Below are 22,868 nucleotides of genomic sequence, written 5' to 3'. Positions count from 1 at the left end.
CGCAGAGTGTGTGTTCGATCATCTCCAGATTTTGCACGCGCGGCGAATGGCCGGTAAGCAGGCTGCGACTGCAGCAACGTTAAGGTGAGGCGAAGGTCGGGATTGGGCCGACCTTCTTGCCGCGACTGCAAGCGCATGAAATCGAAGCAACGGCAGCTTCGGGCTCGAAGCTGCCGCCGATGCTGTAAGCACATTCGGCGGCTAGTTCTTCGCTACATACCTACGCAATGAATCGATATCTGTTCTTCGCTTCATACAGCTTGTTTGCTGCGCGCTCAGGGTCAGCCTGTACATTGTCTGCGAGCATGCCTCCAACACTTTCCATGAAATCACTCAGCTCACTTTCCTGAATGTCTTCAAGTGCGGCCAGCGTGATCCCAAGGCCCGCCATTTGTGCTGATATCAACCTAATTTGCTCAGTACGATGCACGTGCTTAATGCCTGTGGCATCGACGTGGCTGCGCATTTCCAGCAGGTCATCCTCTGATGACGCGGCAACCAAGTTCCAGATTTTATGATTGGACCAGCGCGCGCGGTTTCCATCGTCAGGGTCGGGTTCGCAGTATCGTATCTTCTTTAGCGCCTCGGCAATGACATCGCCGAACATGGCGTCGAATTGGGGCCACGTTCTGATCTGCCAACGATCCTTGAGCAAGTCTTTCCCCGCGCGTATCTCAATCCGCCAAACACGGCTCTGAGACGCATCAGAAGGGTCTAATGGGGGTAAACCTTCCCGCTCTAGGTTGGTGTTCCAGACATCCCACCAGATCGGCTTTTTCTTATCAATCACTTCGCGACGCTTGTCATAGATGATGACCTGCCGTCCCGGCATTTTGCCAACCGTGACAGATGTGAACTGACCAGATTTACCGTTGCTGCGCATGTCATCTTGAGCGGTAAGATAGTCAGCGCGGTTGGTGTGGCTGTGAATGACGAAGTTTTCAGGAACAAGTTCGAATTCCGGCGCGAGAAAATCGACGCAGAAATCGGCACGACTGATACTGACCTGATGCGACTCAAAGCGGATTCCAAGCCTAGTTAGGGTCTTATCGATGTAGGAACGCGCGTATCCGAGTCCTTGTGTCGCTAGAAGAGTTGAACCAACCGAAATCCGAATGCCCCAAGGGTCGCGTGTATTTGGTTTCTTGAAGGACCAATGCACATCCAAAGGCCCCCCTTTGAGGATAAAGCGATACCCGTTGCCACCATGGGGCAACAAGTCAAAGTCTGCTCCGCCGTAACTGAAAGGAACGGGGTGCCGTTCTTCTTCGGCTCTTTCGCGTTCGGTGTTCAGCAGGTCGAACAACTCCTGAGAAATATTCGCCTGAATCGAAAGAGCGATAGTGTCGAGTCCACGATGTACTACGTGCATTTTGAAATCTCCTTGGGTTCCGGTATTTCCAGAGGGGGGTGCTACAATCACCCCCCTCTTTCGGCGAATGCCGCGCGATTTGGTTGAGGTTGGGAAAAGGGGCGGGCGCAAAAGCGCCCTTCGATAGTGCCTCCGGCGGGGCAGCTATTGTTTTGGGGCCGGGCTAGACGCCCGGCGGATATCATTGGCTGGCTGCTGCCTGCTTGCGTGAAATCCAATTCTCTGCACGTTCTGCGCATTTGGCGACGTTCAGAAGGTCATTGTGAGAGAACGCGCTGGTGGTGCGCCAGTCACCTTCCTCGTTCTTGTAGGACCGTGAAATATCGACGGAGAAAAACCCGTCGTTGTCCCAGATTGTTGCGGTGATCAGCCCGATTTTGAATTTGAAAGCGGGTTGCTGTGCCATGGTGAACTCCTTGTTTGAATTGTTTGGCAGGTACAGAAAGGGCGCAGGGTGGCGACACCCCGCGCCCCTGAGAGCCATCCGGCCCCAAAATCCCGCTCAGCGCTGCCAACTCTGAACGGGCAAAACTCAAATGTTAGGAAGGTGCGGCGCTGGTATTGGCGACGCGCTTTTCAGCGATCCATTTTTTCAAGTCACTGCGCGTGTAACGGACAGACCGACCAGAGACCTTTACAAACATAGGCCCACCACCTCGAACACGCCAATTTTGCAATGCGCGTACTGAATAACAGAGATAGTTGGCGGCTTCTTTCTCGTCGATGAGCCGGTCGAAGTAGTCAGGGTCAATCTGTGTTTGCATGGTTGCCTCGCTGCATAGCGTTTCATTGCAACCAGAATGCAGCGTAGGTCCGTCTCAATCTAATGTCATATATGGCTCAAAATTTGTCCATTTATGACATCCCTATTTTTTAAGGCCAAACACGCGCAATGTCGCGTTCCCGAGAGTGTGCGACGTCGGGAATTTGTGATTCTGATCGATCCAGAAAAACGCATACATGAAACTGAAGAAGTCGCTCTTGTAGGGCTGTTCTTCGTCCAGTTCGTCATAGCGATAGGTCTTCACTGGATTGCGTCCGGTGTAGTGTTGGAACACTTTCGCAAGCTGTTGGATTGTATCTTCCAAGCTTTCATTTTGTTTAGGGCGGGCGCGTGGGCGCTTGTGATGTTCCAGCCCTTCTTGGATCAGGAACGCTATCTCGGGGAGATTCCCTTTCAGGACGTCAATCAAATACTCTCCGTAGTCCAGCCCTTCGTGGTCAGCACCAATCGCGTTCTCAAAATAGTCTTCCGGCTCATTCGCCATTCCAACTTCTTCAATTTCCCATTGAATAGAAGGAGGCAGGTTTGAAAGCTGGTCCAGCAAAGAACTGACGGTCTTGTCTAGCTTGCTATAAATCGCTTTTCGCTCTTTTGCTGGAAGCGGCTTTATTCGCCGGTCTTTGGGGCAATAGTGTCGAGCAATATATTCAATATCCGTGGCAAAGCCCTTAGCGACGGGTAACGGTAGTTGCATCTGGCTCCACATATGCTCAAGGTCCAGTTCAAGCTTCTTATCGTGATTGTCCAGCATGTGTTCCAAGCCTGTATGATATCTTATGGCCGCTTTGTGGTGCCCTATGTAACGTAACCTATACATAGAGCGTTCAAATCCTTGCCGATGCCCCTATGTAAGGTAACGTTACTGCACAACCCGCAGGGGTGCGGTTCTTACGTCCTTTCGAACCGCGCGTGCCAATCTTGCCGCGACAGACCCAGCCGCGCGCTGAACAGCATCATCGGCAAGGTGCGCGTAACGTAGTGTCGTTGTCAGATTCTTGTGTCCCATAATCTCTTTCAGAGTGAACGGATCGATTCCGTCTTTCATGGCGACCGAGGCATATGTATGTCGCAGGTCGTGAATGCGGACATCCTCCAACCCTGCCGTCTTACGTATGCGCCGCCACGGCTTTTGCAGGTTGTTTAGCGGCCCGGTGTCTGACTCTCCTAGTATTACATAAGGGTTCCCCGGTTGCCGGGGCAATTCCATCAGGATGTCATAGGCTTCCCTTGGCAGGGGAATGCGGCGGCGTCCGGTCTTGCTGTCCGGCAATTCCAGATGGTGCGACGTTACATAGTCCCAGCGCAGGGTCAGAATCTCGCTGAGGCGGCATCCGGTGTAAATCAGCAGTAGCAGGGCCGACACCACGTAAACGGTCTCTGTGCCGTCTTCCAGCGCCTCGGCCAGCACTTCGCCAAGCCGTATCTGTTCCGCGTCTGACAGATAGCGTTTCTTTTCTTCTTCGCGGAATTTCTTGATCCGACGGGCGGGGTTCGATCCGGGTTGCCGCAATCCCCAATCCTCGGCCAGATTGAACAGCTTTGACAACATCGCCGCCGCCCGGTTGGCCTGATATGGTGTCTCGCGCAAACCGTGATGAAAAGCCACCACGTCGGCACGGGTTACTTCGGCAATTGGGATAGGTCCAAGTTTGGGCCGGATGAATCGGCGAATGACGCTGTGATAATCGCGGGCTGTGGTCGGCTTACAATGTTGATCGACATATTCCTCAAGGAACCGGTCACACAGCCCGGCAACGGTCGGTGCGCGCCGCTTGGCCTGCTTTTCGGCAGATGGGTCTGATCCGCGCGCAACGTCGCCCAGAAGCTGCTTGGCATGTGTCCGTGCTTCCTCAGCCGTCAGAACACCATGCTGGCCGATAGTGATCCGTCGCGTTCGGCGACCGGCTCGGTACTGAACTAGATAGGCCTTCTTACCGGAGGGATAGACCCGCAGCCCAAAGCCGCGCATGTCCCGGTCCCAGACAAGGTATTCCTTTGCCTCAACGGCAAGCCCCTCAACCGCGCGTTTGGTCAATTTGAACATATCCAGAACACTCCTTGCTTCCGGCCTGCTTCCGGAAGCTATACGGAAGCAAATGGCGGCGAATTCTGGAGTAATTCATGAATTCAAGGCGCAACGAAGGTCAACGTAAATAATTGTTTTCGCTTCATTTTTGTCAATGTGGCGAAATCCGGAGAAATACAGCGAAATGGCTCTGGCCGTTCTTTTAATCAGTGGGTCGCAGGTTCGAATCCTGCACGGCTCACCACTTTTTCTTCAAATAAAGCGACGTGGTATTGTGAATCCAGCGAAAGGTAGTCGGGCTGCCACCTTGCGCCGCTGTCAGTCTGGGGGACATATGGGGGACAAAAAATCGATCAACACGTTAATTTTGCGCTAAAGGCAATATGCCCTTAAGACCTTACAAGTTTTATCAAAGGCTCGAACGCGTACAGCGCAGAACGCCTACCAGAGGCGGGTTGGATTTCTGCTAACAACCCCGCCTCAGCCATAGCCCTGGACAATCTTGTTGCCGTAGCCAGCGGGATTCCTGCTCGCCCCGTGAACCGATTATTTCTGAATACTGGGTTTTTGAAAACGAAGTCTTGTGCAGCGATTGCCCATTGAGAATTCAGTGTTTCACGGAACACTGGTTTCATTTCTTCGTACAACTCAGAAATTGACGTTGCTGTTTGCAGGTTTCTCCCAGCCTGTTCTGTTACAGCTTCAAGGAAAAACTCGCACCATCCAGTCCAATCTCCGTTGGCTGACACTTGCCTCATTCGCTCAATATATTCAGGTTTCCGTTCTTCGAAGAACGCACTGATGTAAAAGTGCGGTTCGCTAATTAGTCCTTTTTTCCATAGGGATAGAGTAATTAGCATGCGGCCAATCCTACCGTTCCCATCGTTGAATGGGTGTAACGCCTCGAACTCCACGTGAGCAAGTGCTACACTCAATAGTGGAGGAAACTCTTCTCCGTTTATAAAAGAAACTAGACTTGCCATCGCCGGAGCAAGTTGCTCAGGAGATATGGGCGTAAAATAGACCTCTCTTCGCAAATCATCTCCGATGTAGTTTTGCTCAGTTTTGTATTCTCCTGGGTTTTTGCTTGCGCCGCGCCCTAAGCCTAGGAGATGCTTGTGGGCTGAGCGGATTAGGTATTCGCTAATCGGTTGCCCTTCTCGCATCGCGTGCTGTGCACTTCTTAGTGATGATGCATAAAGAGCCACCTCGAGCGTATCTAGTCGAACGTCTCTAGGCCCTTCATCGTCATCGCTGTCGGCTTCGTATCGAAGCACCTCGTCGATTGATGAGATTGTGCCTTCCATTCGAGAGGAAACGACGGCTTCTTGGCCCCTCAGGGGCGTTAACAAGAACTCACTGTTATGCAGACTTAGTAGGGTTTGGTCATATCTTGCGAGGGCTGCCCTCGCATCCCCCATCGCCATAAAGAGGCGCTTGTAATCTAAGTCTAAAGGAGGAAATTGTTTGTAGTGATAGTCAACGTTCTTAGTAAGGCTATAGCGGTCCAACGGCAGTCGCATACTAAACCTCGTTTTGCTTTTCATCTTCTACCTAAATTGGTTGAGAAGCTTTGTTAGCATGTATTTGCGAGGCGCAAACCACTTTGTCAATCAAAAAGAGGAGAATGTGAGCATCAACCCCATTTGAGAGACACGGATTGCGTTCAAAGTAGCTAGTGAATCAAAACGTGGAGGATTTGAGCGTCAAGCTCAGGACTTGCGGTGAAACAAATGCCACAACACAATTAGTGGGATGTAATTTGGCCTGAAGAAAAAGCGTAAGGAAAGCCACCTAGCGGCCCTAGCCTTTGGCAACAACAAGCGGCGGCTCCTTCGGAAACGACCTAATATCTAACCACTTGAAACACGTGCCATCTGCGTTCCACTTGTCGCCCATAAGCAGGTGCGTCCCTGTTGTTCTGTGCCGGATCAGTGCCGCTCTGAATGCTCGTAGGTCAATCAACCACCAGCTATCAATTACTTGTCCGTCAGGCCCCGCATGGCCGTAGAACATCCAGTCGCCATGCCCGTTTACAATCTTGGATAGCTCGGTCTTCGCACCGGTTGGCAGACCTTGGCTGGAATAGAGAGTGTCAGGCCAAATGAACAAGGTTTGCAGCAATGCCCTTTTGGGAGATGTTGATCCGTGCCGGGATAGTGTTGGTTTGCCATGGGGCAGGTAAAGAAGACGACCATCCGTCATGCGAGAGTTGCCAGTCCATCCTGTCAACGGACGGTAGAAAACCTCATTTTGTCCATAAAAAATTGTCTTTTTCGGGAAAAACCATTACGTTTTCCGAAAATGGTGGAAAACACCGGAGGCAGTAAGAGAGCAGATGCCAAAAGCGAAAACAGGTGTTTTGCGGACAACAGTTCCTTCGCGCCTCATGGGAAAACGGGATGGCCTTTTTTTCCTCTGGGGGCAGATAGAACGCGCGCGTTTGAAAATCGAGGGCGACGAACGCACCCAAGGCGCAGCCTCGGACGGGCCAAGGGTGAACACGGCCGGTGAGGTCAAGGGATTGACGACAGCATTGGTGGACGAGTTTATTTTCTACTGACTTTTGTGATGAAGCCGGGCTTGACGGCTCTATTTCTTCTCGAAGAACAGGATGACTTCACCCAGACGGACGCCATAGCGTGAGACATACGCGCGGTTCAGCAGGCGGTCGTCATCCAGCAGCCACATCCAGTCGTCGAACTTGACACGCATGGTCCCGTCCTTGATCGGCAGGTCGATCTTGTATTTCCAGTTGAACGTATCCCCGCGTTCAATCCCGCTGGCGGTGCCCAGCACGCCAGGAGCCGTACCGGTCCACGTATCTTCTCCGGTTTTGGTCAATGTCCAGATGCGTTGTTCCTTCGCGCCATCGTCGTAGACGAAGTCTTCGACCAGGGTCAGGGTTTCGCCGTCCCATGTCCCGTCGATATTAACTGTGAACCTGCGGGGGATGTTGCCCAGAATATCCTGAAACTGACCGTAGGCCACTGTTTTGCCGTCGAAAAACTCTTCGAGGTTCAGCTGTCGGGCCGACAGAAACGTTTTTGGTACCTTCGGTTTGCTGGAGCAGGCCGCCAGAATTGCAAGGCTTGCGATGGCGACGCCGGCGATGAAAGAGCGAAAAGTGATCATTGCAACGGCTTCCCTTCCGAAGTCGCGTCATACCCGTTTGACCCGCTTGGATGCATCGGTTTCGATCTGGGGCCTGGACGCATTGTGGCGATCAGCTCTGCGACCTTGACGCCAAACTTGCGCATCTCGGACCGGTTCATGATGACGCCGGTTTCTGTCAGGTACATCCAATCGGTGACATCCAGCGTATGTCCACCTGCGTCATCAGGCAGAATGATGCGATAGGTCAGTTTTACCGTGGACCCCGAAATGACACCCCGACTTTCGCCCACGATATCATCCGCCGTTGCCGTGAACGTGTCGCCAGTTCCCAGCGTCAGGTACCATTTGCGCGTCATCTGTCTTCCGTTGGAATAGGTGAAATATTCGGTCAGCGTGCCCGAGTTGCCTTGCCATTCGCCGGCCATGCGCGCGACAAAGCTGTTCGACATTTTGCCATTGGGGCCATAGATCAGACCTTCGGACAAGATCTCTCCGTTCAGGTGTTTTTTCAGCGAGAAACTTGGCCCGGTGCCGCTGTAATCGGACGGCGATTGCGCGCGAAAGCTCAGTAATCGGGTGCGGATGAAAACTGCGATCAGAAGGACCAGCAGGATGATGGCGATAGCGTTCATTTGCTTGTGACCTCGGTGGGCAGGGTCAAGACCATTCCAAACGCGCTGAGCTTGAGGATGCAGGGCAGCACCGCATAGGCAAGATTGAGTGTGGCCAATGCCTGTGCGGAATTGGTTTGACCGGGGGTGAAACCGCTGCGTTCCAGCAGCGGCAGAGTGAAAAAAGCCGCCAGGGCGAGGCCCAGTTTGCCAGCGAAGGACCAGATGCCAAAGGCGGCTGATGCGTTCAGCCCGGCCCGGGTAAGGACGACCGAGAACATGGCCGGCAACACGACCATATCCGCGCCCAGCGCCGCGCCCGAGGCCAGACAGATCATTGCAAACCCCGCAAGATTTCCCGCACTCAAGGTGGCGGCGCCGACAAAGCCGACGATCGAGAGCGGCATGGCGATTATCAGAGTCTGTTTCGGACCAATTCTGTTGCTGAGATTTGCCCAGAGCGGGACGCTCGCGCCTGCGCTCAGGAAGAACAGGATCAACAAAGGACCCGCTTTGCCCGGCAGTTGCAGCCGGTCTTCCACAAAAAACAGAAACAGGGTGGAGGTTATGGCAACCGGGAGGCTGTTGACCAAAGCCAGCGCAAGAAGGCGCAAGCCACCGGCCTGACCCAGACCTGCAAAGGACAGGCCTGAACCGGTGATCGGTCTGCGTCGCCAGATCGGGATCGTCAGTATCAGGGTCAAAACGGACAGCAGCCCCAGAAACGCTCCGAATGCGGGGTAGCCTTGGGATTGTGCCCCGAAAGCAACCAACAGGGCCGGAGCGCTGGCTGCGATGACCACCCCGGTCAACTGCCCGCCTTCACGATAGGCGGCCAGTGTCATCAGCTCTTTCGGATCGGTTCGCTTCGCCAGAGTTGCGCTGCGCCCATACAGAAGAATGGTTCCCAGGCTGTATGCCGAGAACAGCAAGATCAGGATCGTGACCAGTTCCGGCACGCTGGCACCCTGCGGCAGATTGAAAAGCAGGGGAAACCCGATCGCCAGCCCCAAAGCCGCCATCGCCGCAAATGCAAGCTGGCCGCCGGGCCATCGGTCGATTGCCCAACCGATCAACGGATCCTGTACCAGATCCACCAAACGGATCACCAGCAGAACGGTACCAATGACCCCAAGGCCAATACCCAGGTTCACGGCTGCAAAGCGCGGCAAGTGGATGTAAAGCGGGATACCCGCCGCAGCGAGCATCAGCGCATAGAGACTGACCCGGGGATAAAGCATCAGCGCCCCTGTAGCCTGCGCGTGAAGGACGCGGACCGGGTGTTGTCTCCCAGAAACACAGACATGAAACTGCGCTTGATGCCCGGATAGGCCATGGTGCAGGTTTTCTGCCCGTTCAACCAGAAACTGACCTTGTCGGGACCGTCAGAAACCGCCAGATAGCTGTCCCCTTTTGCCACGGCATTGAAACACCGGTTCAGTTGATCGCGAACGGGTGCTGAACGGCCGATGCGGTCCATCTCGTCAAGTGTCGAATTGACCAGCGCTTTCTTCTTGATGTTCTTGCGGTAGGTCAGTTGCAGGGCGATATCTTCGCTCCAACTGAATGGCGCACCTTTGGACGTGTACAGTTTGGCGTCATAGATCGGCAAACCCAGATACCGGAACGTCGCGGTTCCGCGCAGTTGGGCATCGTTCAGCTCTTGCGTGACCGGCGACGCGACCAGCCCATTGGGGATAAGCAAGGAAAGTGCAAGAAACGCTGTGCGCCATATCGCCTTATTCAGCGGCAACAGAGATGGCCGGGTCATTCCCAGGAATGCCATTGTCAGCTCCGATGGTTTGCGGGGCACCATTTATTCTAGCAACGACATGCATCGCGCTGGCTATCCCGTCTTCGTGAAATCCGTGCCGGTTGTAAGCGCCGGCAAACCAGGTTCGGTTCTGACCCTGCATCTCGCGGATTTGCCCTTGCGCCTTCAGTGCGGCCTTGTCGAATACCGGATGGGCAAATTCGACCTGGTCATAGATCTTTTCCGCGGGAATTTCTGATGAGGCGTTCAGCGTTACAAACAGCGGATCACTGTCCGGAATGTTCTGAAGCCGGTTCATCCAGTAGGTCACGCCCACATCGCCGGCTTGCGAACGATAGGTCCAGCTTGACCAGCAGGTGCGCCGCTTTGGCATGTGACCTGGGTCACAATGCAATATGGCCGTATTGGGCTGGTAGCGGATCGCGCCCAATGCAGCGGCTTCTGCGGGGGTCGCGCCATCACCCAAAATGGCAAGCGACTGGTTCGAATGGGTGGCCAGAATGATTTCATCGAACTGATCCACGGCGCCCTGGCTGTGGATGGTGACGCCCATCTGGTCACGGGATACATTCTGAACAGGGCTGGCCAGACGTATTTCTGCCCCCCGCGCACGCAGGGCCGCGTCGATCCGGCGGACATACTCTATGCTGCCGCCTTTGACCGTGTACCATTGATGCTGGTTGGCACGGCCACTTGCCAGCAAAGCGTGATTACGGAAAAACTGTACCAAAGAACGTGCGGGGAACTGATCCACGAACTCGACCGGCGTAGACCAGATGGCACCGCACATCGGCATCAGATAATTGTGCCGGAACCAGTGACCCAGCCGCAGCTGGTCCACCAACTCACCAATCGTGGTGTCATCGTCCTTGGCCGCTGCGGGGGCTTCTTTGCCAAACCGCAGAATATCAGCGATCATTTTATAGTAAGCCGGACGCGCCAGATTGCGTTTTTGAGCGGTCAGTGTGCGCAGATTGTTCAACCCGTATTCGATGCGGCCATTGTCGATTGTCGCGCCAAAGCTCATCTCGCTTTCGATCACGGGTACGCCCAGCTCATCAAATAGCCGGGTCAGGTAGGGATAGGTCGCATAGTTGAAGACGATAAAGCCCGTATCGACCGGTTGATCCCCGTTCTTTCCAGCCATCACCGTGCGGGCATGGCCACCAAGCCGAGGTTCGGCCTCATAGACTGTCACGTCGTTGTTTTCTGACAGATAGTAAGCGGCGGAAAGACCCGAAATGCCTGCACCTACAATCGCGATTTTCTTCCGTACACCCCGGGGTTCGTCGAACATTCCAGCCTCTTTAAGTGACAGTTTACAAGAAGATACGCAGGGTAGGCATAAGTGGATCAATCCGATTAGAAGTTTTTAACAGATGCACTACCTTGTGTTTTCCGGTTTGAGCTTCCGTGACCTGCGCCGCCGTTTTGATCCGAAGCGGATGCGAGGCCGTATTATCGTGATACACAACTGAATCGGCCCACACATGAGCAGCTTTGACGGGAAAACCATCTGGATCATCGGCGCAAGCGAAGGGTTGGGTCGCGCTTTGGCGCATGCGCTTGGCCAACAGGGTGCTTCCCTGATCCTGTCTGCGCGCAATCTTGAGCGGTTGTCCGAACTGTGTTCTGAACTGCCGGATGCGCGCGCGATCCGGTGCGATGTGACCGATTTAGACTCTGTCCGCTCGGCCGTTGCCGAGGCGGGGCATGTCGATGGGCTGGTTTATAATGCGGGTGCCTATGACCCCATGCGTTCGGCCGAATGGGACACCCAGGCGTCGCTCAGGATGAGCGATGTGAACTATCTGGGTGCGCTGCGGGTTCTGGGTGAAACCGTTCCGGGTTTTGTCCAGGCGGGCCAGGGAGAGGTTACTTTGATCGGGTCACTGGCCGGGTATCACGGGCTGCCCGCCGCTATCGGGTACGGAGCCAGCAAGGCCGCGCTGATTTCTCTGGCCGAGACGATGCGACATGACCTGGCAGGTACCGGCGTGACGGTGCGTATCGTCAATCCGGGCTTCATCAAGACCCGCCTGACCGAAAAAAACGGTTTCAAGATGCCGATGCTGATGTCGCCCGAGGATGCGGCGGATCGCGTGGTCAAGGCTATGGCGCGTCGCCGTTTCCGTACGGATTTTCCGGCACCGTTTTCCTGGTTCATTCGTCTGATTGACTGTCTGCCGGATCTGCTGGTTTATCGCGGGAAATAGACTCTAACAAAACTGCCCCTGACAGAACCAGCCTGCGGACATCGCGCCCCCGTGCCCATAGAACAACCACAGGCGCTCCCCTTGTTCTGTCACCACCACCCAGTAATCGCGTACCCCGCTGCGCCAGTTGGGGTCATCCAGCCACCATTCCGGCGCGATGCGTTCCGGGCCGGTGGCCTGTGCCAGTTGCCAGTCTCGTCCACGCCAGCGAAAGGTGCAGGGCACATTCGGGGTTTCCGGGGCCATCACGGGTTCGGGCTGCCACATCTGCAAGGGGCGGGGGCGCGGCGGGGCAGGCCAGTCGCGCGCGGGTTCCGACCATGCGGCTGCCAGCGTCTGGGCGGTTTTCTCGGGGATATGAGAGGCCGCAGGATGCCGCCGGGTGATCGCATCCAGCCCCACCCGCGCGCCCAGCTTCCCAATCAGGTCATCCACGGCTGTATTGCCCTCAAGCCGGTTGCGGGCCACGAGGCGTGCTTCGGCGTGACCGGCGATGGTGCGGGCGTGGATGGGTTCTGTCTGGATCGCCTCAAGCCGTAGCATGTCGATGCCATAGCCTGCATCGATTTTGTCAATTTTCATCTCTAACAAAGGTCGAATGCGGTATTTGTCATAGGTTGGACGAGCCAGACCGACCTCGATGACCTCGGCTGCTTGATCGGCGCGATGCGCCTCGAGCCGCAAAGTTCGCACCCCGCGCCCCTTCTCTTCCAGCTTGGCGCAGAGCGTTGGCAGAATCCGATCGACAGCGGCCATCACGTCTTCGACCAGGCCAATCGGGTTGGGCAGAGTCATCCGCACCGCAAAGTGATGGGGCGGACGGGCGGGCGAGACCGGCTCGGGCGCGCTGCCCATGGCCTGATCCAGACGCAACACCAGCCCGCGCCCGAACCGCCGCGCCAAACTCGCTCGTGGCTGGCCCAGCAGATCGCCAATCCGGCGCAGGCCCAGCCGGTTGAGCTGTGCGACCACCTGATCCTCAAGCCGCAGCGCCGCGATGGGCAGCGGGCTGAGCGCGCCGTAGGATTGCCCCGGCGCGGCAATCCGTGCGCCACCGCCCAGGGCCATCACCTGCGGCGCAGCCCCGCCCCTGGTCCAGTGCCGTCGCTTGCTTGCCCGGGCGCGGGTGGCGCGGGCCTCTTGGGCAATGGCATCACCGTTGCGGTCGGATGTGGCCTCTTGCCCGGCATAGCGCGCCAAAGCCCAGGCTGCGCCCAGCGTGTCGGCGATGCCCATCTGCACGCTCAGGCCCATGTCGGCGCAGTCGGTTTCAAGCACGCTCAGCAACGCCTCCTCTCCGCCAAACAGATGGGCGCAACCTGACAGATCGACGATCAGCCCGTCCGGGGCCTCTTCGGCCACCCATGGGCTGAACTTCCCCGCCCAGCGGCGCAGCGCGGCCAGGAACGCGGCTTCGGCCGGGGCGTTACGGTGGCGTGTGATCAGGTTGGCACACATGGCATGAGCATCCCGCACCGGCTGGCCTACACGCAGCCCGGCAGCCTGCGCATCGGCATTCACTGAGGTAATAACCTGCATGTTCGACTGCTCGGCCACGATGGCCAAAGGTCCGGTATGCAGCCCCCGCGCAGCGCGGATCAGCCGTTCAGCCCCCAGACGGGGGAACCATAGCGAAAGTATTCGGCGTTTGGGCATTTGCAGGCATCACAATGTTCTTACTTTGTTCTTAAGTGAGAATCGATGCCTGAGTCGAGTCCGCCCTTACCCGCAGGTCAGCCGCTGGATGATCCCGTCGCCATTCACATACACGTTCAGCCGGTCGATGCGGTAATCCTGTGTGGCGATGCCATCCGGGCCCAGCACGCGCGACCGCGCGGGCAGGTTTGCCTGAATGTTCGAAACCGGCTGGCCAACGGTATCGGAAAAATCCTCTCCCTGACAAAAGGCCAGATCGACCGGGTCAGGTTCCGGCGGCAGCAAAGCGTCTTCGGGCGCGGGCGGAGTCTCAGCGCAGGCCGCCAGAAAGATCAGGATCGGGAAAAATCGGTACATTGGCGTTCCTCATTCTGGCAATGTCGTTTCTGCAATATCAAATAATTAGCCAACCTGCCATGAAAGCACGGTTGAAAACACCCTGTAATTGACGCAGGGTCGGGGCAAAAGTGACAGGGAGATAAGTAGCATGCGTACCCGTGCCGCCGTCGCCGTTCAGGCGGGCAAACCTTTGGAAGTGATGGATGTGAACCTCGAAGGCCCCAAGGCGGGTGAGGTTCTGGTTGAAATCAAGGCCACCGGCATCTGTCATACGGATGAATTCACCCTGTCGGGTGCCGACCCCGAAGGCCTGTTCCCGGCCATTCTGGGCCATGAAGGCGCAGGTGTCGTGGTCGAGGTCGGTCCGGGCGTAACAAGCCTGAAGCCCGGCGATCACGTGATCCCACTCTACACCCCCGAATGTCGCGAGTGTGAATACTGTCTGCACCCCAAGACCAACCTGTGCCAGGCCATCCGCGAGACGCAGGGCCAGGGGCTGATGCCCGATGGCACATCGCGGTTCTCGACCTTGGATGGCGATCCGATCCTGCATTACATGGGCTGCTCGACCTTCTCGAACCATACGGTCCTGCCGGAAATCGCGCTGGCCAAGGTGCGCGAGGACGCGCCGTTCGACAAGATCTGCTATATCGGCTGCGGCGTGACCACCGGTATCGGCGCGGTGATCAACACCGCCAAGGTGGAAATCGGCAGCCGCGCCATCGTGTTTGGTCTGGGTGGGATCGGCCTGAACGTCATTCAGGGCCTGCGTCTGGCCGGGGCAGATCAGATCGTGGGCGTTGACCTGAACCCCGCCAAAGTGGAGATGGCCACCAAGTTCGGCATGACCGATTTCGTCAATCCGTCCGAAGTTGAAGGCGATCTGGTGCCGTATCTCGTCAACCTGACCAAGGGCGGTGCGGATTACACCTTTGATGCCACCGGCAACGTGCAGGTGATGCGCGCAGCGCTGGAGTCGGCGCATAAGGGCTGGGGCGAATCCATCATCATCGGCGTGGCGCCTGCGGGGGCCGAAATCTCGACCCGTCCGTTCCAGCTGGTCACCGGCCGGTCGTGGCGCGGCACCGCGTTCGGTGGCGCGCGTGGGCGCACGGATGTGCCCAAGATCGTCGACTGGTACATGGAAGGCAAGATCGAGATCGACCCGATGATCACCCACACCATGGGTCTGGACGACATCAACAAGGGCTTTGACCTGATGCACAAGGGTGAAAGCATCCGGTCTGTGGTGATTTACTGACTACCAGAAATTGCAAGGGCGGGGTTTAACCCGCCCTTCTTGTTTCCTATCTTCAGAATATTGATAAATATCTGAATAGAGGGACTAAATTGATCACTGAAGCAACGGAGCGCCTAGCCGTTCTGATTGACGCCGAGAATGTACCGGCAAAGCATGTTGCCGAGATATTTGAAGAAGTTGCCACACTGGGTGAGGCCGGTATGCGCCGGATCTACGGCGATTTTTCCGGCGGTATCCCGCAGGGCTGGAGCGCCGAGAAACTGGCTGAATACGCCATTGTACCGCACCAGCAATTCGCCAATACCACCGGCAAGAACGCGGGCGACATCGCCCTTGTGATTGATGCCATGGACATATTGCATTCCGGCCGGTTCGGTGGGTTTGTACTGGTGTCGTCAGACAGCGACTTTACCCGACTTGCCAGCCGGATCCGCGAACAAGGGTTGAGCGTGTTCGGGATCGGCGAGGAAAAGACGCCCAACGCCTTCAAGAAAGCCTGCAACCGCTTCATTCTAATTGAGAACATCAAAAAGGAAGAGATGAATGCCGGCGAGAAGGTAAAGGCAGTTCAGCCTAAAAAAGAGCTGAATCATGCTTTTCAGTTAATCCGGAATGTCGTGCTCAAGTCCGAGGAACCGGACGGATGGGCGGGCCTTGGCTGGGTAGGCAGCCAGCTCAGCATGAACTATCCGGATTTTGATACGCGAACCTATGGCTTCAAGCGCCTGAGCGACTTGGTGCGAGCCACCGGGAAATTCGAGGAAACAGGCGAAAACGGCGGCCTGAAGATCAGACTGAAAGATCAGTAGCAGCGGCACTATGACTCTGGCCGCGCAGAGGCGCCTGTGTCAGAGCGCGGCGAGCGGACGCGCAGAACAGGCTTGTTCGGCGATACGTTCGTCCGGCTCTCGCGCCAGACAACGAACACGCCGGACGCGATGATGATACTGGCCCCGACTGCGACCCAGACATCCGGGCGTTCGCCAAAGAAGACCATACCAAAGATCGTGGCCCAGATGATCTGGCTGTACTGGCTGGGCGCGATGACGCCGGCGGGCGCAGCCCGATAGGCCAGAATGATCAGGTGCTGGGCGATCACCGAAAACACGCCGACCAGCGCCATCATGGCCAGATGCAACAGGGACGGCGGCTGATAAACGGCCGGTTGGGCCAGGCTCATGACCACGATCGCCAGCAGCATCGGATACAGGATCAGGACGGCCGAGCGTTCCTCATTCCCGATCTTGCGCACCAGCACCGATGCAAAGGCGCTGCAGAATGCGGCCATCAGGGCGGCCAGATGGCCGAGCGTGATATCCGTTGCGCCAGGGCGCAGAACGATCAGCACCCCGATCAGGCCCACGCCAACCGCAGCCCAGCGTTGAGCCCGGACGACTTCGCCCAGTATCGGAATCGACAAGACCGTGACGATCAGCGGGAAAGAAAACAGCAACGAATAGACCTCGGCCAGAGGCAGGACCGAAAAGGCATAGAACGCGCAGGACATGGCCGTGACCATCAGGCCTGAACGCAGCAACACCAACCAGGGGTGATGCGGCAGGAAGTTGCCCGTGGTCCGGTCCGTCAAGATCGTCACCGCCATAGGGACAAAGGAAAACAGCGTGGCAAAAAAGATGATCTGCATCACCGAGTAGGTGCCGCCCAGCACCTTGATCAGCGCGTCATGGGTGGCGAAGACCGCAAAGCCCGCGAATGCATAGCCAAGACCCCGGAGGGTGGTGTTCTGAGTGCTCATGGGTCGGCCTCGGGTGATGTGTCGATGTGAAGGGGCAGCGCAGAGGGGCTGTCTTGTCTCTGACTAACCCTATTTCCTCGACCCGCATAGCCCCTAATTTACCGCTAACATCGCAAGGCAGCCATGACGTGAGCTCAACGCAGGATCGGTGGCGCGTCCTTGGGCTGGCGGGCCGATTGCACCCCGGCCTTCATCCCAACACCGATGCGGCGCGCCAGAGCGACCCATGGTGCGGCGGTTTCCGGGGGCAGGGTCTGGGTGGCGACCTCTTCGAACAGGTCCAGCCAATGGGCGAACATCTCGGGCTTCACGTCGGGCCGTTCGATATGGACCCGCTGCGGGTTGCCGTCATAGCTGCGCTCGAACAGGATGGCGTTGCGCCAGAAGGATGCGATCTTGTCTTCGTGCCTGGGCCAGTCAGTGACGTGCTTGTTGAAAACAGGACCCAGCACAGCATCCTCGCGGACGCGGGCATAGAAGGCGCGGACTTGCGCGTTGATCTGATCGGGCGTTGCCGGAAAGCGCGGCGGCAGGGTGGGTCTGGTCATGAGGTACCGAATTCGACTCTGTTTGGGCCAATATCGCGTTCAGCCGTCAAGCAACAGGCGTGGTTTTGTCGCGCAGCTCGGGCGTCAGCAGGTGCCGCAGCAAGGCTACCGGATGCGCCCGCAGGCTGAGGCGGGTGGCGACGTAATCCTCGACCACCTGCTCGCCCAGCGTCATTTGCGGCAGATAGGCTTCGGGTTCCTCCAGCGCCTCACCCTCCAGATCCTGCGGGAACAGGGGCAGAGGTTTGGCGGTGGCAATCGCCTTGGCCTGCCACAACGCCTCGCGCCGGGTCAGGTCGCAGGCGGCGAAGGCGTCGGCCTCGGCAAGCCGCTCGATCACCGACGGGCCGAGACCCGCGCGGCGCCAGACGTCATTCACCTGATGGTAGCCGTTGCCCCGCGCGGCGGTCAGCCAGCTGGCACCTTCCTCGCTGAGCCCCTTGATCTGACGGAAGCCCAGCCGTAGGGCCAGCCCGCCCTGGCCATCCGGCTCCATCACATTGTCCCAGAAGCTTGCATTGATGCAGACCGGGCGCACTTGCACGCCGTGCTCGCGCGCGTCGCGCACGATCTGGGCGGGCGCATAGAACCCCATCGGCTGAGAATTCAGCAGCGCGCAGGCGAAGATGCCGGGGTGGTGGCATTTGATCCAGGCCGAGGCATAGACCAGCAGCGCAAAGCTGGCCGCGTGGCTTTCGGGGAAACCGTACGAGCCGAAGCCTTCGATCTGGGAAAAGCAACGTTCGGCGAAATCCTGTTCATACCCGTTGCGTTTCATCCCGCGCAAAAAGAGCGCGCGGAATTCGCTGACATTGCCATGTTTCTTGAAGGTTGCCAGCGAGCGGCGCAGCCGATCGGCCTGTTCCGGGGTGAAACCCGCGCCGACAATGGCGATCTGCATTGCCTGTTCCTGAAACAGCGGTACGCCCAGCGTTTTACCCAGCACCTCGCCCAATTCGTCCGAGGGAAAGCTGACCTCCTCCTCTCCGTTCCGGCGGCGGATATAGGGGTGGACCATGTCGCCCTGAATGGGACCGGGGCGGATGATGGCGACCTCGATCACCAGATCATAGAAATTGCGTGGCCGCATCCGGGGCAGGAAATTCATCTGTGCACGTGATTCCACCTGAAACACGCCGACCGAGTCCGCTTTGCACAGCATGTCATAGACCGCCGGGTCCTCGGGCGGCAGGGTGGCCAGCGTATAGCCGGTTTGGTGGTGCTGTCCGATCAGGTCGAACGCCTTACGGATGCAGGTGAGCATGCCGAGGCTGAGCACATCGACCTTGAGGATACCAAGCGAGTCGATGTCATCCTTGTCCCAGCAGATGACCGTGCGATCCTCCATCGTGGCGTTTTCGATGGGGACAAGCTCATCCAGCCGACCCTCGGTGATGATAAATCCTCCCACATGCTGCGAGAGGTGACGGGGAAAGCCGTCGATCTCATAAACCAGCATTAGAGTCTGTTTCAGGCGTCGATCTTCGGGGTCGAGGCCAATTTCGCGCATCCGTTGTGCCTCAAGCCCCGAGGCCGAGAAAAACCCCCAAAGCTGTGAGGAAAGCGCCGAGATCGTATCTTCGGTCAGGCCCATCGCGCGGCCGACCTCGCGGATGGCGCGCTTGCCGCGATAATGCACGACAGTGGCGCAAAGGCCCGCGCGTTCGCGGCCATAGCGGTCATAGATGTGCTGGATCACCTCTTCGCGGCGTTCATGTTCGAAATCCACGTCTATGTCTGGCGGTTCATCGCGCGCCTCGGAGACGAAGCGTTCAAACACCATGGTGCCCATCTCGGGGCTGACCTCGGTGATGCCAAGACAGAAACAGACGACAGAATTCGCCGCTGACCCGCGCCCCTGGCATAGGATGCTGCGCGAACGGGCAAAATGGACGATATCGCGGACGGTCAGGAAGTAGGGTTCGTATTTCAGCTTGCCGATCAGCGTCAGCTCATGCGCCAGCATTTTTTTCGCCTTTTTGGACGCCCCGGCGGGATAGCGCCATTTCAACCCTTCATGCGCCAGACGGTGCAGGCGCTGGGTCGGGGTTTCCTGTTCGCTGCCCTCGCTGGGGTATTCATAGCGCAGCTCGTCCAGCGAGAATGTGAGCTGTTCGCTGAGCTCATGCGTACGGGCGACGGCCCCCTCATGGTTTTTGAATATCCGCAGCATCTCGATCTCGGATCGCAGGCGCTGTTCACCATTGGCTAGCGCGTCGCGGCCCAGATCGTCGACCTTACGGCGCAGGCGGATGGCAGTCAGCACATCGCCCAGCTTGCGGCGGCTCCCGTGATGCATCATCGGCGCGGCGCTGGCGAGGGTTGGAATGCCAAGCTGCTTTGACTCAGTCTCTAATAATGAGAAATACGCACTATCCGCACCATCATACCGGGGATGCATCAGCAGGTGCATCCGCCCACCAAAGCGGCGCGTCAGCTGTTGCGCCTGTGTCCGCCATCTGCTCGCGCCGCCCTGGGAGCGGGTCGCCTGTGGCCAGAGCAGCAGGTGGAGGCCGTCGGAAAATTCCAAAAGGTCAGACAGGTGCAGGATGCAGTCGCCCTTGGCCGCGCGCAGCCGCCCGGAGGACAGGATGCGGCACAGGCTGGCCCAGCCCTGCCGGTTGATGGGCAGGGCGGTGACAGTGGGCGCATCGGTAAAAATCAGCCGCGCCGCCGGGATCAGCCGCGGCACCGCATGCACCGGGAACGAGGGCGGTTTCGGGATGTGATCGGGGCAGGGCGGGCCGATGGGCGTGTTCTGCTCGTCCCACGCGCGGCGTTCGCGAACCTTGCGGGCGATCTCGCGCGCCTGGGTATGGGCGCGGACGATGCCGGCCACCGAGTTATCATCGGCGATGGCGATGGCGGGCAGGCCCAGGGTGACGGCGCGCTCCATGTACTCCTCGGGGTGCGAAGCCCCGGTGAGGAAGGTGAAGTTCGACGTGATCGACAGCTCGGCATACATGGCGATTCCACATTATATTCACGTTTTGTTCTTTTTCGAGTCCTTTGCGCAGGAAACGGGTCGCTTGAACCTGACCAGGCGCGCATGGTTGCAGAAAAAGGAGACCCGATATGTTCAAGATCACCGCTCTGCCCACTGACGAAGTCCGCGACCTTCAGGCAGGTCAGCCCGATGCATATGGTGCCGCGCCCGAGCGCGCCGTTTCGTCGGGGGCCGGCAACCCCTGTCGCCACTGCCTGAAGAACATTCCCGAAGGCGCAGAGATGCTAATTTTGGCGCATCGCCCCTTTTTAGAGCCGCATCCCTACGCTGAAACAGGACCGATCTTTCTGTGCGCAACGCCTTGCGAGCGCTATGAAGGCGACGCCCTGCCCGAGATTTTGACCACTGCACCCGACTATCTGATCAAGGGGTATGGACCAGATGACCGGATCGTTTATGGCACCGGGGCAATCACGCCCAAAGATCAGATCGACGCAAAAGTCAGCGACATTTTTGCCCGCCCGGACGTGGCCTATATTCACATCAGATCGGCACGGAACAACTGCTACCAAGCACGGATCGACCGGGTTTAGAGCTTGACCCGGTGCAGGCCCCGGCGCGGCTGGTCCTGATCGTCGGCCGGGGCATCGTCGGCGCGCGAGGAGGTCAGGGAAAGGAACACGTCCTCGAGATCGGCCTCTTCGGTGCGCACGTCGCGGATGCGGATGCCCGCCGCCCGGACGGATTCCAGAACCTGCTCGGCGCTGGTCCGGGCGCTTCGGTATTGCAGTATCAGGCTGCCGTCTTCACGTAAGCTGGCCTCGACGCCTTCGGTCACCGGCAGGTCGACCACCGGGGTGTCGGGAGCAATGACCATGGTCCGGCTGTCCATGCGGCCCAGCAGGTTGGCGGTACTGTCCTGCGCGATCTTTTCACCGTGGTTGATGATGGCGATTTCGTCGCACATCTCCTGCGCTTCTTCCAGATAGTGGGTGGTCAGGATGATGGTCATACCCTGCTGGTTCAGCTTGCGCACATTGGCCCACAGCATCTGGCGCAGCTCAATATCCACGCCTGCCGTGGGTTCGTCCAACACCAGGATTTTGGGGTGGTGCACCAGCGCCTTGGCCAGCAGCAGCCGCCGCCGCATCCCGCCCGACAGCGTGCGGGCATAGGCCTCGGCCTTGTCGCCGAGGCCGACCAGTTCAAGGATTTCATCGCTGCGACGTTCGAATTTCGGAACGCCGTACAGGCCTGCCTGTACTTCCAAGGCACCCCGCGGGGTGAAAAACGGGTCAAGGTTCAGTTCTTGCGGCATCACCCCGATGGCGGCACGGGACTGTCGCGGATTCTGATCCTGATCGAAGCCCCAGATCGATACACGGCCCGAGGACTTCACCACCAACCCGGCGAGAATATTGATCAGGGTCGATTTCCCGGCGCCATTCGGACCCAGCAGCCCGAAAACCGAACCCCTGGGAACAGTCAAATCAATGCCTTTCAACGCGTGTTTCTCAGGCTGACCCTTGCCGCCACGATAGGTCTTGCGCAGACCTTCGATCTTGATTGCCGCATCGCTCATGTGGCTCTTGCCCCCGGATTGCTCATCGCTCATAAACGCACCTAATGCATGCCCGCGAGGCCGACAACCGAAGAAGGATCGCCAGCCGTGACCATCGAAGCGCCGGAAACCAAGATCGTCGAAACCGCCCGTGTTGCCTGTGACGGCGGCGAAGGCGCATTGGGCCATCCGCGCGTCTGGCTGCAAATCCCCGAAGATACCGGCTGGGTCGAATGCCCATATTGCGACTGCAAATATGTGCTGAAAGGCAGTGAACAGGGCTGATTGCCCGACCAACCGGGTTTTGCCCAAATCTCGCCGTGGTTTTCATGTTAGTGCTTTGGCGCAACCAAAGCAGGGATACGTGATGATCGGAATTTCGGCCACTGACAATGTCAACCCGGTTTTCGGCTGGGTTGGGTTCTGCATCGCGTCTTTGGCGTTGCTTGCTGCGTTGTTCGTATTTTGGGCGGGGCCCTTTGCACCTCAGCAGACTGCGGGTGTGTCGCTGGGCGAACTGGCGGCCGAGATCGGCAAATCGACCCTAAGGGCCGCCGCAGGGATGGAACACCCCGAGCCTGTTGCCCGCGCCCGCGATCTGGATGATTTCCTGCGGGTCGGTGTCGCCATGCTGGGCGGGCTTGCGATCGTCATCTCGGCCGTTGGCATCCTGCGTCACGAAAAGCGGCGCCCCGCCATCGCCGGAATGGTTATCGGTACGGGGGCAATCCTGTTCCAGTTCTTTGCCTTTGCGTTTTTTGCTTTGCTGGGAGTGTTGGTGATCATGGCTTTGCTGAACAGTTTCTCTGACGTCTTCTCGGGATTGTTTGGCGGTTAGGCTGCGTTCTTGGCTGGTCACCCGCGCGACCCTGTGGCAGAACCATCCCTGACCGACAGGGA

The 22,868-nt window shown here is 57.8% G+C and carries 24 protein-coding genes; 7 read left to right on the top strand and 17 right to left on the bottom strand.

The annotated features are described in order from the left end of the window. Positions 1-220: 220 nt before the first annotated feature. From AC2FNN_RS10660 to AC2FNN_RS10635, 6 genes are all read right to left on the bottom strand, one after another. A complete protein-coding gene (locus tag AC2FNN_RS10660) occupies positions 221-1,372 on the bottom strand; it encodes a hypothetical protein (RefSeq protein WP_496758478.1) in 1,152 nt (383 codons plus the stop codon). A 181-nt stretch (positions 1,373-1,553) separates the two neighbouring features. Beyond that, positions 1,554-1,778 carry a hypothetical protein gene (locus AC2FNN_RS10655; RefSeq protein ID WP_496758476.1) on the bottom strand — a complete coding sequence of 75 codons (225 nt, stop codon included), beginning with the start codon at positions 1,776-1,778 and terminating at the stop codon, positions 1,554-1,556. 133 nt (positions 1,779-1,911) lie between these two features. Continuing rightward, complete coding sequence (locus AC2FNN_RS10650; RefSeq protein WP_171116851.1) at positions 1,912-2,136, bottom strand: helix-turn-helix transcriptional regulator; 225 nt, start codon at positions 2,134-2,136, stop codon at positions 1,912-1,914. Positions 2,137-2,238: 102 nt separating this feature from the next. After that, on the bottom strand, positions 2,239-2,907 hold the full coding sequence (locus tag AC2FNN_RS10645) for a hypothetical protein (RefSeq protein WP_496758474.1): 669 nt from the start codon (positions 2,905-2,907) through the stop codon (positions 2,239-2,241). Between the two features lie 108 nt (positions 2,908-3,015). After that, on the bottom strand, positions 3,016-4,200 hold the full coding sequence (locus AC2FNN_RS10640; RefSeq protein WP_496758472.1) for a site-specific integrase: 1,185 nt from the start codon (positions 4,198-4,200) through the stop codon (positions 3,016-3,018). Positions 4,201-4,571: 371 nt separating this feature from the next. Continuing rightward, positions 4,572-5,705: a Fic family protein gene (locus AC2FNN_RS10635; RefSeq protein ID WP_496758470.1), complete on the bottom strand. Its 1,134-nt coding sequence runs from the start codon at positions 5,703-5,705 to the stop codon at positions 4,572-4,574. An 815-nt stretch (positions 5,706-6,520) separates the two neighbouring features. Between AC2FNN_RS10635 and AC2FNN_RS10630 the strand changes: the two genes are divergently transcribed. Continuing rightward, positions 6,521-6,745, top strand: a complete 225-nt coding sequence (locus tag AC2FNN_RS10630) for a hypothetical protein (protein WP_496758468.1) — start codon at positions 6,521-6,523, stop codon at positions 6,743-6,745. A 29-nt stretch (positions 6,746-6,774) separates the two neighbouring features. Here the strand turns inward: AC2FNN_RS10630 and AC2FNN_RS10625 are convergent, their stop codons facing one another. The 5 genes from AC2FNN_RS10625 to AC2FNN_RS10605 are packed head-to-tail and all read right to left on the bottom strand — an operon-like array spanning position 6,775 to position 10,981. Further along, complete coding sequence (locus AC2FNN_RS10625; protein WP_496758466.1) at positions 6,775-7,317, bottom strand: DUF3833 family protein; 543 nt, start codon at positions 7,315-7,317, stop codon at positions 6,775-6,777. Then, a complete protein-coding gene (locus tag AC2FNN_RS10620; RefSeq protein WP_496758464.1) occupies positions 7,314-7,931 on the bottom strand; it encodes a DUF3833 domain-containing protein in 618 nt (205 codons plus the stop codon). The genes AC2FNN_RS10625 and AC2FNN_RS10620 overlap by 4 nt, the downstream gene beginning before the upstream one ends. After that, complete coding sequence (locus tag AC2FNN_RS10615) at positions 7,928-9,151, bottom strand: MFS transporter (protein WP_496758463.1); 1,224 nt, start codon at positions 9,149-9,151, stop codon at positions 7,928-7,930. Before AC2FNN_RS10615 ends, AC2FNN_RS10620 begins: the two co-directional genes overlap by 4 nt. After that, complete coding sequence (locus AC2FNN_RS10610) at positions 9,151-9,696, bottom strand: hypothetical protein (RefSeq protein WP_496758461.1); 546 nt, start codon at positions 9,694-9,696, stop codon at positions 9,151-9,153. The genes AC2FNN_RS10615 and AC2FNN_RS10610 overlap by 1 nt, the downstream gene beginning before the upstream one ends. Continuing rightward, positions 9,650-10,981 (bottom strand): NAD(P)/FAD-dependent oxidoreductase, encoded by a 1,332-nt coding sequence (locus AC2FNN_RS10605; RefSeq protein ID WP_496758459.1) that lies wholly within the window; start codon positions 10,979-10,981, stop codon positions 9,650-9,652. Before AC2FNN_RS10605 ends, AC2FNN_RS10610 begins: the two co-directional genes overlap by 47 nt. Positions 10,982-11,174: 193 nt before the next feature. On the opposite strand from AC2FNN_RS10605, the gene AC2FNN_RS10600 reads away from it, so the two are divergent. Beyond that, positions 11,175-11,900: an SDR family NAD(P)-dependent oxidoreductase gene (locus AC2FNN_RS10600; protein WP_496758457.1), complete on the top strand. Its 726-nt coding sequence runs from the start codon at positions 11,175-11,177 to the stop codon at positions 11,898-11,900. A gap of 3 nt (positions 11,901-11,903) precedes the next feature. On the opposite strand, the gene AC2FNN_RS10595 is transcribed toward AC2FNN_RS10600, so the two are convergent. Together AC2FNN_RS10595 and AC2FNN_RS10590 are read right to left on the bottom strand one after the other, a co-directional pair. Next, a complete protein-coding gene (locus AC2FNN_RS10595; protein WP_496758455.1) occupies positions 11,904-13,556 on the bottom strand; it encodes a Y-family DNA polymerase in 1,653 nt (550 codons plus the stop codon). A gap of 66 nt (positions 13,557-13,622) precedes the next feature. Beyond that, positions 13,623-13,913, bottom strand: a complete 291-nt coding sequence (locus AC2FNN_RS10590) for an I78 family peptidase inhibitor (RefSeq protein WP_496758453.1) — start codon at positions 13,911-13,913, stop codon at positions 13,623-13,625. A 130-nt stretch (positions 13,914-14,043) separates the two neighbouring features. Between AC2FNN_RS10590 and AC2FNN_RS10585 the strand changes: the two genes are divergently transcribed. Both AC2FNN_RS10585 and AC2FNN_RS10580 read left to right on the top strand, forming a co-directional pair. Continuing rightward, the gene (locus AC2FNN_RS10585) at positions 14,044-15,156 is read left to right on the top strand and encodes an S-(hydroxymethyl)glutathione dehydrogenase/class III alcohol dehydrogenase (RefSeq protein ID WP_496758451.1); all 1,113 of its coding nucleotides are present in this window, start codon (positions 14,044-14,046) and stop codon (positions 15,154-15,156) included. Positions 15,157-15,248: 92 nt separating this feature from the next. Beyond that, a complete protein-coding gene (locus AC2FNN_RS10580) occupies positions 15,249-15,965 on the top strand; it encodes an NYN domain-containing protein (RefSeq protein ID WP_496758482.1) in 717 nt (238 codons plus the stop codon). An 8-nt stretch (positions 15,966-15,973) separates the two neighbouring features. Here the strand turns inward: AC2FNN_RS10580 and AC2FNN_RS10575 are convergent, their stop codons facing one another. From AC2FNN_RS10575 to AC2FNN_RS10565, 3 genes are all read right to left on the bottom strand, one after another. Beyond that, the gene (locus tag AC2FNN_RS10575; RefSeq protein WP_496758450.1) at positions 15,974-16,912 is read right to left on the bottom strand and encodes a DMT family transporter; all 939 of its coding nucleotides are present in this window, start codon (positions 16,910-16,912) and stop codon (positions 15,974-15,976) included. A 134-nt stretch (positions 16,913-17,046) separates the two neighbouring features. Further along, positions 17,047-17,460 (bottom strand): group III truncated hemoglobin, encoded by a 414-nt coding sequence (locus AC2FNN_RS10570; RefSeq protein WP_496758449.1) that lies wholly within the window; start codon positions 17,458-17,460, stop codon positions 17,047-17,049. A 46-nt stretch (positions 17,461-17,506) separates the two neighbouring features. After that, on the bottom strand, positions 17,507-20,425 hold the full coding sequence (locus AC2FNN_RS10565) for an error-prone DNA polymerase (RefSeq protein ID WP_496758447.1): 2,919 nt from the start codon (positions 20,423-20,425) through the stop codon (positions 17,507-17,509). A 110-nt stretch (positions 20,426-20,535) separates the two neighbouring features. On the opposite strand from AC2FNN_RS10565, the gene AC2FNN_RS10560 reads away from it, so the two are divergent. Beyond that, positions 20,536-21,000 carry a DUF1203 domain-containing protein gene (locus tag AC2FNN_RS10560; RefSeq protein WP_496758445.1) on the top strand — a complete coding sequence of 155 codons (465 nt, stop codon included), beginning with the start codon at positions 20,536-20,538 and terminating at the stop codon, positions 20,998-21,000. Here AC2FNN_RS10560 and AC2FNN_RS10555 read toward each other — a convergent pair. Continuing rightward, entirely contained in the window at positions 20,997-21,989 is a 993-nt protein-coding gene (locus AC2FNN_RS10555; protein ID WP_496758480.1) for an ABC transporter ATP-binding protein, read from the bottom strand. The genes AC2FNN_RS10560 and AC2FNN_RS10555 overlap by 4 nt on opposite strands. A gap of 87 nt (positions 21,990-22,076) precedes the next feature. Between AC2FNN_RS10555 and AC2FNN_RS10550 the strand changes: the two genes are divergently transcribed. Together AC2FNN_RS10550 and AC2FNN_RS10545 are read left to right on the top strand one after the other, a co-directional pair. Continuing rightward, complete coding sequence (locus AC2FNN_RS10550; protein WP_496758443.1) at positions 22,077-22,253, top strand: zinc-finger domain-containing protein; 177 nt, start codon at positions 22,077-22,079, stop codon at positions 22,251-22,253. 82 nt (positions 22,254-22,335) lie between these two features. After that, positions 22,336-22,806: a hypothetical protein gene (locus tag AC2FNN_RS10545; RefSeq protein ID WP_496758442.1), complete on the top strand. Its 471-nt coding sequence runs from the start codon at positions 22,336-22,338 to the stop codon at positions 22,804-22,806. Positions 22,807-22,868 lie beyond the last annotated feature (62 nt).

This window comes from Ruegeria sp. BHSA118 (assembly GCF_059613405.1).
The sequence above is the reverse complement of the archived record's forward strand: the minus strand, read 5'-3'. Positions and strand labels throughout refer to the sequence as shown.

Bases quoted from the DNA above. Each gene is read 5' to 3' on its own strand.
- AC2FNN_RS10650 (WP_171116851.1), bottom strand. From the start codon at position 2,136: ATGCAAACACAGATTGACCCTGACTACTTCGACCGGCTCATCGACGAG.
- AC2FNN_RS10545 (WP_496758442.1), top strand. From the start codon at position 22,336: ATGATCGGAATTTCGGCCACTGACAATGTCAACCCGGTTTTCGGCTGG.
- AC2FNN_RS10620 (WP_496758464.1), bottom strand. From the start codon at position 7,931: ATGAACGCTATCGCCATCATCCTGCTGGTCCTTCTGATCGCAGTTTTC.
- AC2FNN_RS10555 (WP_496758480.1), bottom strand. From the start codon at position 21,989: ATGAGCGATGCGGCAATCAAGATCGAAGGTCTGCGCAAGACCTATCGT.
- AC2FNN_RS10565 (WP_496758447.1), bottom strand. From the start codon at position 20,425: ATGTATGCCGAGCTGTCGATCACGTCGAACTTCACCTTCCTCACCGGG.
- AC2FNN_RS10615 (WP_496758463.1), bottom strand. From the start codon at position 9,151: ATGCTTTATCCCCGGGTCAGTCTCTATGCGCTGATGCTCGCTGCGGCG.
- AC2FNN_RS10575 (WP_496758450.1), bottom strand. From the start codon at position 16,912: ATGAGCACTCAGAACACCACCCTCCGGGGTCTTGGCTATGCATTCGCG.
- AC2FNN_RS10645 (WP_496758474.1), bottom strand. From the start codon at position 2,907: ATGCTGGACAATCACGATAAGAAGCTTGAACTGGACCTTGAGCATATG.
- AC2FNN_RS10630 (WP_496758468.1), top strand. From the start codon at position 6,521: ATGCCAAAAGCGAAAACAGGTGTTTTGCGGACAACAGTTCCTTCGCGC.
- AC2FNN_RS10625 (WP_496758466.1), bottom strand. From the start codon at position 7,317: ATGATCACTTTTCGCTCTTTCATCGCCGGCGTCGCCATCGCAAGCCTT.
- AC2FNN_RS10610 (WP_496758461.1), bottom strand. From the start codon at position 9,696: ATGGCATTCCTGGGAATGACCCGGCCATCTCTGTTGCCGCTGAATAAG.
- AC2FNN_RS10635 (WP_496758470.1), bottom strand. From the start codon at position 5,705: ATGCGACTGCCGTTGGACCGCTATAGCCTTACTAAGAACGTTGACTAT.
- AC2FNN_RS10560 (WP_496758445.1), top strand. From the start codon at position 20,536: ATGTTCAAGATCACCGCTCTGCCCACTGACGAAGTCCGCGACCTTCAG.
- AC2FNN_RS10660 (WP_496758478.1), bottom strand. From the start codon at position 1,372: ATGCACGTAGTACATCGTGGACTCGACACTATCGCTCTTTCGATTCAG.
- AC2FNN_RS10640 (WP_496758472.1), bottom strand. From the start codon at position 4,200: ATGTTCAAATTGACCAAACGCGCGGTTGAGGGGCTTGCCGTTGAGGCA.
- AC2FNN_RS10605 (WP_496758459.1), bottom strand. From the start codon at position 10,981: ATGTTCGACGAACCCCGGGGTGTACGGAAGAAAATCGCGATTGTAGGT.
- AC2FNN_RS10595 (WP_496758455.1), bottom strand. From the start codon at position 13,556: ATGCCCAAACGCCGAATACTTTCGCTATGGTTCCCCCGTCTGGGGGCT.
- AC2FNN_RS10590 (WP_496758453.1), bottom strand. From the start codon at position 13,913: ATGTACCGATTTTTCCCGATCCTGATCTTTCTGGCGGCCTGCGCTGAG.
- AC2FNN_RS10655 (WP_496758476.1), bottom strand. From the start codon at position 1,778: ATGGCACAGCAACCCGCTTTCAAATTCAAAATCGGGCTGATCACCGCA.
- AC2FNN_RS10570 (WP_496758449.1), bottom strand. From the start codon at position 17,460: ATGACCAGACCCACCCTGCCGCCGCGCTTTCCGGCAACGCCCGATCAG.
- AC2FNN_RS10600 (WP_496758457.1), top strand. From the start codon at position 11,175: ATGAGCAGCTTTGACGGGAAAACCATCTGGATCATCGGCGCAAGCGAA.
- AC2FNN_RS10585 (WP_496758451.1), top strand. From the start codon at position 14,044: ATGCGTACCCGTGCCGCCGTCGCCGTTCAGGCGGGCAAACCTTTGGAA.